This window comes from Paraburkholderia bannensis NBRC 103871, assembly GCF_000685015.1.
Classification (GTDB): Bacteria; Pseudomonadota; Gammaproteobacteria; order Burkholderiales; family Burkholderiaceae; genus Paraburkholderia; species Paraburkholderia bannensis.
This window is the reverse complement of record NZ_BAYA01000063.1, coordinates 1-14,815: the sequence shown is the minus strand read 5'-3', so window position 1 is coordinate 14,815 and position 14,815 is coordinate 1. Positions and strand designations below refer to the sequence as shown.

Below are 14,815 nucleotides of genomic sequence, written 5' to 3'. Positions count from 1 at the left end.
AAGGTCAGCCGTCGACAGGTGCGTAGTATAAAACGAATAAAGTAGCACCGAGAAAGCAGCATGTCCTCCGTTGCTTGTCCACTCCGTAGCGCAGAACGCGCGACATCAGCACCGCAGCGAGTTAAACGCGCGTCCCAGCCAAAGACCGTAGATCACACATGAGCTCCGACTCACCCATCTGGCGAGTGCCGTCATTGCGTCGAAATGACAGGCAAAAGCACCGCGAGAGTCGCAAAAAAAACCGCCGCGGATTGGAGATGCGGCGGCTTCGAGCGAGACCGCCAGCGCTCGGGTGCGCTGGCGGTTGCGTAGCAACGCAATCTCTAATTTAGCAATAATGCCCCTATCCGTCCAGCATCAGGGTTGGAGATTCACTCGGGGGGGGGCCCTATGTGGTTCGTCAAGCGTTAGGGGCGGACTTGGGTTCGTAAAAGGTGCCGTCGCGCAGCATGGCGAACAGGACGTCGCAGCGTCGCCGTGCCAGTGCGATGAGCGCCTGGTTATGTCGCTTGCCCTGCTGGACCTTGCGTGCGTAGTAAGCCCGTGAGATGGGGTCTCTCAAGGCCGCGAAGGCCGATAGAAATAAGGCGCGTTTGAGCACCTTGTTGCCGCGCCTGGACGGATGCTCGCCACGGATGGATGAGCCTGAGCGCCGGGTAACTGGTGCGAGGCCAGCGTAGGCCGCCATGTGACCTGCCGAAGCGAATGCTTTGTGCGCGACCTCGGTGAGGAGTCTGGCGGCGGTCCTGACGCCGACTCCCGGAAGGCTGGTCAGGACCGGCCAAAGAGGGAGCGCAAGCACTAGCCGCTCAACCTCGGCTGCGATTTCTTCGCGCTGTTTGCGCAAGGAGGCGAGCTGCTAGGCTAGACGAGGCATGACGATGGTGGAGGCCTGCGTGCGGGGCACGATCACGGCCTGTTCACCCAGCGCCTGAACGACTTCGGCGGCCAATCCTTTGCCCATGCGTGACGCGAGCGTGGTCAGGCGGTTGGCGAGCGTCTTCTCGCTGATTGCTGCAAGCGCCGCGGGCGACGGGTAGCGCTCGAGCAAATCGAGCACCGCCGGGTGATCCAGTCGCGGTCCGAGAACTCGCTCGAGCGCGGGATGGATCTGGGTGAGCAGGCCGCGAATACGGTTGCTGGTCTGGGTAGTTTGAGCGGCGAGATCGTCGTCGAAGCCGCACAGCATGGTCAGCTCAGCGAGTGGTTCATCAGCCAACCGAAGCGAGCGCAGTGCATGCGGCATCGAACGGGCGGCCTCGGCAATGATTGCGGCGTCGCGGGCGTCGGTCTTGGCTTCACCGGCATGCAGGTCGGCAATTCGGCGCATCGCCAGCCCGGGCAGATAGGCAACCAGAACGCCTTCATCGCGGGCAACGGCCACCGGCAATGCGCCGATGGTGGCAGGTTGGTCGACTACGAGGAGAAGGCGGCCATGTACCTTGAGTTCGGCGATCAGGGCACGTAGCTTGGTCTCGTCGTTGGGCAGCGCCTTGTTGTACAGCCGCTTGCCACTCCGCCCCAGTGCAACGGCGTGATGTTGGCCTTTACCGACGTCGACACCGATGAAGACATCGACGGCGTCATGTTGTTGGAATTCTTGCATCGAAGTTTGTGCAGATTGAACGAGTTGGCCTGCAACAACGGTGGCAAGTCTCGGCATCCACGTTACGGACGGCCTTGGAATATCCCAGCCGAGCCCCTATTAGCGATCACCAGCCACCCACCAGGCCCGGTGACAACACCCTCCGGATCATGACTGCGACTGGCGGCGAGAGTCATGCCGGGCCTGGCTCGCCAAAGCCTCGATTATCGAGGCGGGAAGATAGTAACGGGGGCGACTGCGGATGACTCACGATCCAAGATTTCCGCTCTGAATGTCGTCGCTGCTTGCAACTCTGTTCTACATCTACATACCGGCCGATACGGCCTTTGCGGCTCCATTCAAGGGCAACGCGCCAGCAGCGCGCTCTTCCATTGGCAAGAGACCGCGGCTGCGAGTAGAAGGCTTAAACCTTACGGGTTGGTAGTTTTCTTACTAAACATCAAGAGTTCGCATCTATCCATCACCTCAACTGTGTCGACATAACTCGCGTAACGAACCTTCTGGCGCAATCAAGTGCAGCCAATATCCACCACGGTCTCTCATACGGATCGAGTCTGCCCGTGGCACAGCCAGCGCGCCTTTAACTCTTTCTTAATCCGATCGTCGTTGCCCGAGCGGTAGCGATTAGGTATGTTCTGTCGAAGAAGAGACAACGATAAGGAGGAGCGCGAGACATGCAACACCCCCTACAACTCCGTACGTCGCTCAAGGGGCGAACCCGCAGGCTCCAGATAACGATTGGCGACCGCACGGTGACACTCGACGGCCACGGGATAGACGAATTCATTGAACGGCTTGCGTACTTTCGGGCATTCCTGCTACCGCGGGTGCCTGACGACATCTCAGCAACCCACCGATATCACATCACCATCGATCCATGCTGGTATGTCGAATCAAACCCGTCGATGGAGGCCACAGTCCTTTTTCTCAGGCACGTTGGCTTGGGCTGGACAGGATTTGCATTGCCAGATCATGACTGCCGGGAGTGGCTCACACAGCTACGTGCAGCGGCGAACTGCATCGAAACGCCTGCATTTAAGGAGACCCCGCAATGGTAGATGCAGACGAGTGGGCGAATGATCTTGCGTTTCAGATGGAAATCATCGATGACGATGGCGACAGTAAGCTCCGTGTGCAATTAGGGCAGAACAGCACGACGCTAAGTCCACATGAGGTTGATGAAATCATCGAATTGCTCGGGCTCACTCGCGCGGATATGGAGCCGGAAGTACCGTTGGAAGTCGCGCGTAATCATCAGTTTCCGCTGGAAACTCAACCTGCGTGGAAAGTCATTGTTGATCAGAATTTTCACGGTGCCGTCCTTTTTTTTCGGCACAGCGGTTATGGCTGGACTGGATTTGCCATTCCTTACGAAAGTTTGACGAAAATTCTCGATCTTGATTTGTGTCTAACACTCCCGGTTACGCGCTACAGGCTCAACTGACGTGGAAGAGGGCGTCGAAAAGTAAAAAACTTAATTTAATTTTTGTAAATTATTGCGGTTAAAAATTCCCGCTGACGAGCCGCCCGTCTTCCACAAATTAAAAGTAAACGATACTTAATGTATGCAATAGCGATTTAGAAAGGGGCACGATGCATCATCATGCGTAAAGTACTTTCGTGCACTGTAAAGTGAGTCCAGACTACATCAGCGCCTGAGACGCCGAGTACGGAAAAATATGCGGATGCCAAGCGGATCGTGACCGGAATGTCAATACCGGAAACGCAGTGGGAAACCTCTTTCCGAATCATTTGCTATATATCTTTATCGAGCAATCGTAACCAGAACGACTGTCGTTCGCTTAATCCTGCTCATCATGACCCGGATATTATCAGTTGAAGACGACGAAGTAATTTTGCAGGAGATACAGGAGGCCCTGTGTGCGTGCGGTCACGAAGTCGATACAGCGACGACGGGGCGTTCTGGCCTCGCGAAGGTCATGAGCGAGTCATATGACGCGGTAACGCTCGATCGTACATTGCCTGACATCGATGGACTGATGATCATTGCTGCCATGCGCGGCGTTGGAATCCGTACTCCCGTGCTCATCCTGAGCGCAGTGTCTGCGCTAGATGAACGAGTCCGCGGACTCCGCGCAGGCGGAGACGACTACTTGACAAAACCTTTCAGCCCCGAGGAGATGTCAGCGCGCATCGAGGTGTTGCTTCGTCATCGCACACGGGCATCGGCAGCTAAGACGGTGTTCAATCTGGGTAGTTTGAGGCTTGATCTTGTCGCACACAACGTGCAATTTCATGGCCAAAACGTTGAACTTTTGCCTACAGAGTTCCGCATTCTTGAATACATGATGCGCAATCCGGGGCAACTGCTTACACGGACAATGATATTTGAAGAAGTTTGGGGTTATCGGTTCGATCCCGGCACGAACGTGATCGACGTACATGTCAGTCGTTTGCGGAACCGGCTAGCCGCGATCGCTGACAGCCCCGCTGTAAAAACCCGCCGGGGCTCCGGTTACATGCTCGCCGAATGAGCTGCCGCTTGCAAGCGGTTAAAACGGCGCATCGGTTTTACTCTGCATACTCCTATCCTATTCCCGTACCAAAAATCAGATGAATGCTCTCGTACTAGTCGCCTTAAGACGTCCTTTGACGTTTGTGGTGATGAGCATATTGATCGTGCTGTTTGGCGGTATCGCTGCCTACGAAACGCCGACCGATATCTTTCCTAACATCAAGATACCCGTCGTCGCGGTTGTCTGGACTTATAACGGCCTTTCTCCACAGGATATGTCTGGCCGCGTAATCTATTACTACGAGCGTGCGCTTACAACGACCGTAGAGAATATTGATCACATTGAAAGTCAATCGCTGTACGGCCGTGGCGTCGTCAAGATTTTCTTTCGCCCTGGTACAAACATTGCGGCCGCACAGGCACAGATCACCTCGATCTCGCAGACAGTTCTCAAGCAGATGCCAGCGGGTATTACGCCACCACAGGTCATTTCCTACAACGCTTCGTCAGTACCTGTTCTTGATCTCCAGGTCTCTGCTCCGGACATGACGGCGGCACAGGTCTATGATATGGCGTCGAATCTGATACGCCCGCAGTTGGTCGCTGTCCCAGGCGCGGCCATCCCGACTCCCTATGGCGGCTCCTCTTTGAACGTCGAGATCGATCTCGACCAGACCAAACTGCTGGCACATGGTTTGACAGCCACCGACGTTGCAAAAGCCCTGAAATCTCAGAATGTTGTGCTGCCTGCGGGCGACCAAAAAATCGGTGCAATCGACTTTATGGTGCAGACGAATGCCAGCCCGGTACAAGTTGACACGTTCAACAGCCTGCCGATCAAGACCGTCAATGGCACGACAGTTTTTTTACGCGATGTTGCGTATGTTCACCGAGGCTCGCCTCCTCAGATCAATGCGGTACTGGTCAAAGGCAAGCAGGCCGTGCTGATTCAGATTCTCAAGAGCGGGGATGCATCGACCTTGGCTGTGGTGAAGGGCATCAAGCAGGCATTGCCTGGCGTCTTGCGCACGTTGCCCCCCGGAGTGCAGATTAAGACACTGAACGATGTCTCGGGCTTCGTCAGCGATTCGGTACGTGAGGTCGTGCAGGAAATGATTACTGCCGCGATTCTGACCGGCCTGATCGTACTGCTTTTTCTCGGGAGCTGGCGCTCGACGCTGATTGTGGCAACGTCGATTCCGCTGGCTATTCTGTGCTCGGTGCTAACACTTTCGTGGCTCGGACAGACGATCAACGTAATGACCCTAGGCGGACTTGCGCTAGCCGTCGGCATTCTTGTCGATGACGCGACAGTCATGATCGAAAATATCGACACCCATCTTGAGGCAGGCGCGGCGCTTGAGCCCGGAATAATCGCAGCGGCAAACCAGATCGTCGTACCGACATTCGTCGCCACGTTGTGTATCTGCATCGTATGGTTGCCGCTTTTTCAGCTTGATGGCGTTTCAGGATTTTTATTTTTGCCAATGGCCGAAGCAATCGTATTTGCGATGATCGCTTCGTTCATTCTCTCGCGAACACTGGTTCCAACGATGGCCGCGTGGCTTCTGCGCGGCCAGATCGGCGCACATGGCCACGAACAGGCCCACTCGCCAGGATTTTTTACCCGCTTTCAACGACGCTTTGAGCACGGTTTTTCAAACTTTCGCACACGCTATCGCGAGGTGCTTGTTGTTGCCGTTTCGAACCGACGTACGTTCGTGCCAGTGTTCATGCTGTGTGCGGTTGTCTCACTCGTGCTCGCCGCATTTCTTGGCCGCGACTTTTTTCCGGGGATCAAGTCAGGGGAAATTGACCTGCACATGCGTGCGCCCATCGGCATGCGCCTAGAAGATGCATCTGAGCAAGCTGTACTCGTGAACAATACGATTCGTACTTTGCTGCGTGGCAAAGTAACCAATGTGCTCGATAATTGCGGGCTGCCGGCGAGTGGGATCAACGAAGCCTATAACTCGACCGGCACAATCGGTCCTCAAGACTGTGACATTACAATCAGCCTGAAGGACGAGCAGTCACCAGTGGATGACTACCGATTCCTGCTTCGTCGGGAATTGCCAAAGCTCTACCCAGGCACGACGTTTACGTTTCTACCGGGCGACATCACGGCGAAAATTCTTAACTTCGGCCTGCCAGCTCCAATCGACGTTCAGATTTCCGGTCGTGGCCAGGAAGAGAACTTCGCGTACGCGCAGAAAGTCGCGGCGCGTCTGCGTCGGATTCCCGGCAGCGCTGATGTAACGATACAGCAGGCGATTAACGAGCCCACACTCAAGGTGAATGCATCGCGGGCCTTCGCATCGGGCATGAACCTCACCGAAGCGGATATCGCCAACAACACCCTTGCGACATTGTCGGGCAGCGGCCAGACCGCTCCCACCTATTGGCTTGATACGTCAACTGGCGTGTCCCACCTCGTCAATATGCAAACGCCACAGAATCAACTGGGCTCCCTAAATGATCTCGAGGCGATCCCGGTCGATGCCGGCAACGGCACACCTGATGCTCAGCACGCGCAACTGCTCGGCGCATTAAGCCGCATCACGCAGGTAGGAACGCCGCTTCTTTCTTCGCACTACAGCATCCTTCCGGCCATCGATATCTTTGTAAGTAATCAGCGCCGTGATTTGGGCGGTGTCTACGACGATGTGTCACAAGTCGTGAACGGCATGCAGGCAGGGTTACCTCACGGTGCGAGCATACATCTGCGCGGACAGGCCCAGACGATGAGCACCGCCTACCGTGAACTACTGGGCGGTCTCGCGCTGTCCGTTCTTCTCGTCTATCTCGTGATCGTCGTGAACTTCCAGTCATGGCTGGATCCATTCATCATCATCACCGCGTTGCCCGCAGCGCTTGCCGGCATCGTGTGGAGTCTGTTCATGACCCATACGACTCTTTCGGTTCCCGCGCTAACGGGGGCAATCATGTGCATGGGAACGGCGACCGCGAACTCAATTCTCGTTGTCTCGTTCGCGCGTGAACATCTGGCGCAATATGGCAACGCGGTTGAAGCCGCGATCGAAGCTGGATTTAGCCGTATCCGCCCGGTCTTGATGACCGCATCGGCAATGATCATCGGAATGGTTCCGATGTCGTTCAGCAATACGCAGAATGCGCCGCTTGGGCGTGCCGTGATTGGTGGTCTCACGCTCGCAACATTCGCCACGCTGCTTTTCGTCCCGAGTGTGTTCGCTCTTTTGCACCGGGATCGTCATCCATCTCTGGAGGCAAATCAATGAGCGCTAATCATCAAATTCAGGCGCCGAGACGGATCGGACATCGTGGATGGCTTGCGGTTCTGTGTGTTGTTGCCGTAGCGATCGCGGTTCTGGGCATTATCCACCGCCGTAGCAGCCTTGCCGATCTGCGTGATGTCGCAGACGAAGACTCGATTCCGGTGGTTCAACTCATTTCGCCCGAAACCGGGCCACAAACCAGCACGTTAACATTGCCGGGCAATATCCGTGCGTGGTACTCCGCGCCAATTTACGCTCAGGTTTCGGGCTATGTCCTGAAGTGGGACAAAGACTACGGTGCCACCGTAAAAGCGGGAGAGACGCTTGCCACAATCGATGCACCAGGTGTCGATGAGCAGTATCAAGGCGCTCTTGCCGATCTTGACGTTGCGAAAACCAACTATAGGCTCGCTGCGATAACTGCTAGTCGTTGGCAGGCGCTCGCCGGCACCCAAGCGGTTTCACAGCAGGAAGTGGATGTAAAGGCAGCAGATGCCGCAGCGCAGGCTGCCAAGGTTCGCGCCGCAGAGCACCAAGTGGCACGATATCGCGTGCTGGAAGGGTTCAAGCGTATCGTCGCGCCGTTTGACGGAGTGGTGACATCACGTAGTACGGACGTCGGCAATTACGTGAACGCCGCGGGTGGCGACGTAAGCTCACGCGGTGCTGCGGACGAACTCTTCACGGTTGCCGACGTCCACGAGATGCGCGTCTTTGTATCGATTCCGCAAGACTACTCATCGATGCTAAAACCCGGACTGACGGCAACGCTTACACTGCCTCAGTATCCGCAGCGCGAATTCAAGGCAACGTTTGATACAAGTGCGAACGCATTTGACCCACAGACCCGCACTGTGACGACAGAATTGCTTGTATCGAACCCGGATCACCTAATCTGGCCGGGCACATACGCAAACGTCCACTTCAATATCCCGAACGACCAGAGTATCAAGGTTGTGCCTGAGCAGGCGATTCTTTTCCGCTCCAATGGCACGCAGGTAGCCGTCGTCGACAGCGATCAAAAAGTCCACCTACAAAATGTTACGCTCGGACTAAATTTTGGTAAGACTGTGCAAGTTCTCTCCGGCGTGAACCCGACCGAAAGGCTCGTTCTCAATCCGTCCGCCGGCATCCTTGAAGGCGAACGTGTCCGTGTTGTCACCGGCCTTCCAGGGCTTTCCGTACCTGTAGATCACACGATGCCTGGCAAGGGTAAAGCCTGATGAATCGCCTGAAATACTTTGCCATCGCCGTCGTCGCGTCGATGCTTGCAGGCTGTGATCTTGCGCCTGTTTATCAAAAACCCGAAATGATTTTGCCTGCGCAATATAGTGGGACAGGCCCATTTGTGAGGGCCATACCAGAGGACGAATTGCCACGCGGGCCATGGTGGACCCTGTTTGGTGACCCTCAGCTTTCGCGCCTGGAGGCACGGCTCGATAAGGCAAACCCGGACCTTGCCGCGGCCCGCGAGACTTGGCAACAGGCGCGTGACGAGGTCGCTCAGGCACGCTCTGGTCTGTTTCCATCACTCGGTCTGAACGCCGGTGTGAGTGAGAACAGAGAGTCCCATCACACACTCTTTCATAGCAGCGGTGGCCCTTATCAGGAACGCTCGAATTCATACGTCGGCGCCGCGTCATGGCAAATCGACTTCTGGGGGGAGACGCGTAATGCAACGCGCGAAGCGTCTCGCGTTGCACAAGGTACAGCCGCTTTGCTTGCTGACGCCCGTTTGAGTCTTGAGCTTGAACTGGCTTCAGATTACATGGCGGTATGGGGTCTCGACAGGCAGCACGCGGTATACTCCCAGACCATCAAGCTTTACGGCATGGCCGTATCCATAACCCAGATGCGCCTAGCTGACAAGATCGCGTCGGGACTAGATGTCGCCCGGGCAGAAAATCAGTTAGCATCAGCGCAGGCTGCGGATACCGAAGTACTTGCGCAGCGCGGCGTGCTTGAGCATGCAATCGCGGTGCTTGTCGGTGCCAATCCGATTGACTTCCATCTCTCGCCGTTTCCTGATCGGCAGTATAGGGTTCCAGATCTGCCGCTTAGCGTTCCTTCGTCGCTCCTGCAACGTAGACCCGACATCGCGAATGCTGAGCGAACAATGGCCGCTGCGAATGCCGCCATAGGGGTCTCGCGCGCTGCCTTTTATCCGAATATTCGACTTAGTGCCGAAGCTGGCTTCGAAGATCAGGGATTCGGCCTCGCCTCGCTACCTAACGCTTTGTGGGCCGTAGGTGCCTCTGCGATGTTGCCGTTATTCGAAGGGGGGCTCAGACGCGCACAATTGCAGGCCAGTTGGTCGCGCTTTAACGAAGCCAGTGACCAATACAGATCAACCGTACTGCAGGCGTTCAGGGAGGTTGAAGACGATCTGGTACTGACGCAACGGCTCGGGACAGAATCGAAACAACAGGAAGCAGCACTTCAGGCTGCAATGAAGGTCCAAAATATGTCATTGCAGCTATATACAGAGGGATTGGACAATTTTCTCAACGTTACCGTAGCGCAGATCGCGGCACTGGATGCGCAGATCGCGAGCGTAAAAGTAGAAACACGACGTCTTCAAACTTCTGTGTCGCTGATCGGCGCTCTCGGTGGCGGTTGGAGTACACACCAACTACCTACTCCTGAGCAAACTGTGCCTTTTGGGCCGTTGGCGTATGGCGGCTGAATCAAACAAAATGTTCTTGCCTGGACACTAAGAAAAAAGGGGTATCAAGGATGAGTTTCAAGGACGTTTTGGTACATGTCGACACCAGCGAGTGGGGGCGCGCACGCTTGCGGCTTGCCGCAAATCTCGCGACCCGTCACCAGGCCAGGTTGAATGCACTTTTTGTACGCGAACCCAGCATCGCACAGCAACGCAAGCTCAAGGCCTCAGAATTGGGGCTTGTACCAAGCCGGCAGTTTGTCAATCTTCGTGCATCCATCCTTGACGAGCTCAATGCACAGGCGCTTGAGCTTCAGAAATACCTAGACGATATCGCGTCTGAGCAATCCATCGACGTCGCGTGGCATGATGTTGAAGGGCATGCACGTACTGTCGCGACGCAATATGCACGTTACGCGGACGTGAGCGTGGTCGGGCACGATCCCCGAGACCACGCTGATCTACCTGAGGAGTACGCGTTTGCCGAGCAAGTGCTGTTCTCGACGGGCCGTCCGCTTCTGATAGTTTCGCCTTTTGCATCTTCAGCCAATAATGTCACGCTGGGCTCAAACCTCGCTATCGCGTGGAATGGCAGTCCTGCGTGTGCGCGTACACTGTCTGCCGCGATGCCGATGGTTGAAGCTGCGGAACGTGTGATCGTGCTAATCGTCGACACAGGCAAACCCTCTAACCCGGACTGGCTACCACCCGAAGCGATCGTGCGCCACCTGCGCAGGCATAGTGCCCACGTCGATATTTGTGCTTTGGAACGCTCAAGTATCGAGATCAGCGAACGTCTTCAGGATGCGGCGCTTGCCGGAGGTGCCGACGTACTGATCGCCGGCGCACACGGGCGTCCCACGCTATGGGAAAAATTAATCGGCGGTGTAACGGGTGGTCTTCTCAACGAACCACGCATACCCCTATTGATGTGCAGTTAAGAAAGGAGCGTGCAGAATGAAAGAATTTTCACGTTTTCGATACGCTGTACGAGACTGGCGATGCGTATGCTTCGCTAGCAGCCTTTGACTCGCGGTCAGCCGTCACGCGCGACCTGTTATAACTCGCAGATAATCAATGCGTGACGGCCCACGTAACGGTCGATGGTCATAATCGGCATGCTTTTCGTATAAAATAATCATAAGACATCCATGAAAAAAGCACATCTGGTTAGTGACATGCTGTCATTCGGAGGACAAAATTGGCGCACGATGACGTTCCGCTGGCTCACTACTTACGCAATGATATTCTCGTTTGGCGTCCTAGTACTGCTTGGGCTGATTGAGTATTCTGTGACCCAAGCGATGGAGAGCGAGGTCGACAGCGGATTGCGCTGGCAACTGCGGTATTTTGACTCGTATGCTGACGTCGATCTGCCGACCGCGATTGCGCGTCGCATAGCACATGGCGGTCTAATCTACAATCATTATGGCCTGTTTGCGTCTGATGGCCGGCCAATTGCAGGCGACCTCGATGAGCGCCCGGATTTGCGTCGGATTGAACACATCGGACAATCACACGAAAGCGCGTCAGGTTCGGATGTAATGCTCCTAGTGGGCCATGATCGCAAAATGTTACGTGCGATAGCGGAAGTGCGTCCCGACGGGCGTATTCTAGTGGCGGCACGAACACTCACGGACGTCCACCGAATACATGATGACCTGCTCAAAGCAATTGTCGGCGGCGGCATTTTTTGTCTAAGTGCAAGCCTTCTGGGGGGGGGGCTTCTCGGATTTCGTCAATTACAGCGTGTTGCAGCGATGCGCCGAACTACCGTGTCGATTGCGGCAGGTGATCTCTCGTTACGCTTGCCCGTCACTGGGCGTGACGAACTCGATATGCTCGCGCAGCTGGTTAACCGCATGCTTGAAGAAGTGGAGCGCCTGATGAATGAAGTCAAGCTCGCTTCTGACGGAATCGCCCACGACCTGCGTACGCCGCTCGCGCGCATGCGGTTTCGTTTGGCCAACGCACAGGCAGATGCCGAGGCTCACGAAGGCGCTCTGGCTTCCACCCTGGCTGCTGCCCTAGAAGATGTCGATGGAATTATCAATCGCTTTTCTGCGATGCTCCGGATCGCAGAACTGGGGACGCGCCAACGTAGAGCAGGATTCGCTGCGGTCGAATTGCAATCAATGATGGAAAATCTCTGTGAGCTGTACCGTGCGCTTGCTGAAGAGAAAGACATTCAATTGCATGTGTCACTTTCACCCGTCGATGAAATCTGGGCCGACGAAGCATTGCTCTTCGAGGCATGCAGCAATCTGCTTGACAATGCGATCAAATTCTCACCGCAAGGTGGCCATGTCCATGTGTGTCTTGAGCGCAACGCGTACGGTGCACACATTTGCTTTTTTGATAACGGGCCTGGGATTCCAGAGGAGGAGCGTAGCCTCGTACTAGGAAACTATTATCGTGCGACAAATACTCGGCACATTTCAGGCAGCGGTCTTGGGCTGGGCATCGTCGCGGCAATCCTTCGCCTGCACGACTTCGCTCTCACGATCGAAGGATCCGAACACGGCGCGGTCATCTGTGTCGAATGTTGGGCGCACGAATCAGGCTCTGTTGAGATTTCACGCGACTAGCAAGCTAGCCGCGTTGCCTGAACAATCGATACGCGATCTGTCGTCTTTCCGACTACGCGGATTGCCAACCGCTCAAGCACAACATTTCGGGACAAGTCTTAAGTCGGGAAAACGTGGCATCGTTCACACGAACTCACATAGCCTGATCATTTCCCGGCAACACTTGTTGAGCTATCCGGAGCAGGCGAACTGCTCACATTTGTTGTGCAGTCTCGAACATATTCAGCGTGTAGTTTTTGTTGCGCGACTTGAAGGTCGTTCGGATAATCGCTGTCATCCATCCCCGGCTGGTATCCCATCGCTTCTAGTTCGCCCAACTCGTTCATCAGTTGCCGGTGAGTGACAGGCTTTGATGTCCGCACGAACGGGTATCCGCTACATTGCTTCGGCGTAAGTGTCTGAGCCGAGAATGCAGGAAGACTGAGAGCCGCCAGCACGCAGATGGTAGCGGTAGCCAGAAGTTTTTTCATGATTGATCCTCGTCAAAGTCGTAGTACGGATAGGCTATGTCACGAATCAATCTTCCAGACCCTCTGCAACATTAATTTTTATTCACATCCGAGACGGTCAATACATGATGTTCGGATGATAAAAAAACCCCATCGCCCGGAGAGGCGGTGGGGAACAGGGATAAAGAAACAGATCTGCGGGAGTAGATCTGCAACTTTATGCTATCTTGACGAGATACTTTCGTGTCCTCTCAAAGCGGAAAATAACTTTTTCAATAAATAGAAAACTTACGATATCCATAGAATTAAATGGCATACGGGAATTTTTTCGAGACCGATATCTTATACACCTAAAAAAATGAAGCGAGCTCTCAGCTTGCAGACTCTCGTCGACCAAGACAGTCACCGCAACGTAAAAATGTCTTTACCCAGCGGCATAGATCCCGCTCGCCAAATACCCAAACACCCCAGCTGCGAGCAAGGCAAGGGCGAGCATACTGGGAATGACGGCAAGCCAGAAAGCCAACTTGCCTGTCGGTTCTTGCTTAAACAACGGGACATCATGCGATGTAAGAGGTATAAGATCTCAGATCGGTTGCGTTATCGTATCTCGAAGGGGCAAGCACGGTTTGTGACGGATACGGGCATTTGCTTTGTCCGGCGTGATGTTTTCCGCCAAACTCGGTTCCGGCTACCGCAATCCAGATTGATGCGCAGTAGTACGCATCGAAGCCTTGAAAGGGATACTGCTTGATACAGATGGGTAATTCGGCCTGTGAGAGCCTGAACACCTTAAGGCACTGGGACTGCAGTGTCGTAAGTGTCGCCGAAGTCGAAGCGCTGGGATTCCCGCAAACTGTTGTCGACGACGAGAACGGGGTGTGATATGCAGCACGGCGATCTCAACGTCTCCGAACCGTCTAGAGAATTGCCGGGATTCTAAAGAATAATTCAAAATCCCGAGCACCTGGTGTAACGAAAGATCATGTCAGAGAGGGCATACTAAGACCGTTGCCGTCCCCCGCGGCAGCGATTGTCCTCGTCGCCCCGGTAAGGTTTCCGGGGCATTTTTTGAAAATTTTGAATCGGTAAAAGGGTCATAGAGCAATCGCGGCAAAGAGCTCAGGGTGCCTTAATTTTCCGGTGTTATTGTCTATCGACGTGCGTTGGCGCAAAGTGGGATCCTTAAGCACCAACGTCGAACCCACCCGGAATCAAGCGATACCTCCGGCCGGCAGCGAGCAAGCATCAGGAACATCATCAGTGTGCTACGACAAGATTTCCAGGTTGATTCGCATTATTCGCAGCCATCTTTTTGTGGCGTCACTTTCTGCGATTCCCATTCAAATGGGGCTCTTCGCCGTGGCAGCAATTTCGAACGGATCGATGGAACTTCAACCACCTGATCCGTTCAAGCTATACGTAATCTCCCTGATCGTGGCCTCGGTCGTATGGGTCAAAATTGTTGCTCGCCGCGCCTTTGATCGTGCCTTAGCTAACTGGGATGCCGTTGTTTACGATGGCGCGTCAAGCACGGTATCCGTTTCGGCGGACTGCAGACGGCGCAAACTTGTGCTGCTTCATGTTGGTCTTTCTGGTTGGACAAACGAGCCAGTCGCGCCGCGTCCGAGAGGTGGTTCACGATCAAGCGTTCGACAAGATTGACTAGAAGGTGTTATGAACTTTCGGCCAGACCTGGTACCCTGGCGGAATGAAAAAAACGCAGGCCCTACCCAACGGATGTATCGGACGAAGAGTGGTACTTCGCCGCTCC

The 14,815-nt window shown here is 54.9% G+C and carries 9 protein-coding genes and 1 pseudogene; 8 read left to right on the top strand and 2 right to left on the bottom strand.

Annotated features, from left to right (window positions below; translation table 11 throughout):
* Positions 1-400: 400 nt before the first annotated feature.
* A pseudogene (locus BBA01S_RS44870) lies at positions 401-1,606 on the bottom strand (IS110 family RNA-guided transposase).
* 1,051 nt (positions 1,607-2,657) lie between these two features.
* Here BBA01S_RS44870 and BBA01S_RS44860 point away from each other — a divergent pair.
* The 7 genes from BBA01S_RS44860 (at position 2,658) to BBA01S_RS44845 (ending at position 12,592) form a co-directional block, all read left to right on the top strand.
* Positions 2,658-3,050: a hypothetical protein gene (locus BBA01S_RS44860; protein ID WP_052392088.1), complete on the top strand. Its 393-nt coding sequence runs from the start codon at positions 2,658-2,660 to the stop codon at positions 3,048-3,050.
* A gap of 373 nt (positions 3,051-3,423) precedes the next feature.
* Positions 3,424-4,101: a response regulator transcription factor gene (locus BBA01S_RS38780; protein WP_027821088.1), complete on the top strand. Its 678-nt coding sequence runs from the start codon at positions 3,424-3,426 to the stop codon at positions 4,099-4,101.
* Between the two features lie 79 nt (positions 4,102-4,180).
* Complete coding sequence (locus BBA01S_RS38775) at positions 4,181-7,342, top strand: efflux RND transporter permease subunit (RefSeq protein ID WP_027821087.1); 3,162 nt, start codon at positions 4,181-4,183, stop codon at positions 7,340-7,342.
* Complete coding sequence (locus tag BBA01S_RS44855; protein WP_042298621.1) at positions 7,339-8,562, top strand: efflux RND transporter periplasmic adaptor subunit; 1,224 nt, start codon at positions 7,339-7,341, stop codon at positions 8,560-8,562. The genes BBA01S_RS38775 and BBA01S_RS44855 overlap by 4 nt, the downstream gene beginning before the upstream one ends.
* The gene (locus tag BBA01S_RS44850; RefSeq protein ID WP_042298620.1) at positions 8,562-10,025 is read left to right on the top strand and encodes an efflux transporter outer membrane subunit; all 1,464 of its coding nucleotides are present in this window, start codon (positions 8,562-8,564) and stop codon (positions 10,023-10,025) included. The genes BBA01S_RS44855 and BBA01S_RS44850 overlap by 1 nt, the downstream gene beginning before the upstream one ends.
* Positions 10,026-10,075: 50 nt before the next feature.
* Entirely contained in the window at positions 10,076-10,945 is an 870-nt protein-coding gene (locus BBA01S_RS38760) for a universal stress protein (protein ID WP_027821086.1), read from the top strand.
* A 210-nt stretch (positions 10,946-11,155) separates the two neighbouring features.
* Positions 11,156-12,592, top strand: coding sequence for a HAMP domain-containing sensor histidine kinase (locus BBA01S_RS44845; protein WP_042298619.1), 1,437 nt, complete (start codon positions 11,156-11,158; stop codon positions 12,590-12,592).
* A 146-nt stretch (positions 12,593-12,738) separates the two neighbouring features.
* Here BBA01S_RS44845 and BBA01S_RS46515 read toward each other — a convergent pair whose 3' ends face one another.
* Positions 12,739-13,062, bottom strand: coding sequence for a DUF4148 domain-containing protein (locus tag BBA01S_RS46515; RefSeq protein ID WP_084162817.1), 324 nt, complete (start codon positions 13,060-13,062; stop codon positions 12,739-12,741).
* 1,242 nt (positions 13,063-14,304) lie between these two features.
* On the opposite strand from BBA01S_RS46515, the gene BBA01S_RS47440 reads away from it, so the two are divergent.
* The gene (locus tag BBA01S_RS47440) at positions 14,305-14,706 is read left to right on the top strand and encodes a hypothetical protein (RefSeq protein ID WP_156966265.1); all 402 of its coding nucleotides are present in this window, start codon (positions 14,305-14,307) and stop codon (positions 14,704-14,706) included.
* Positions 14,707-14,815: the final 109 nt, after the last annotated feature.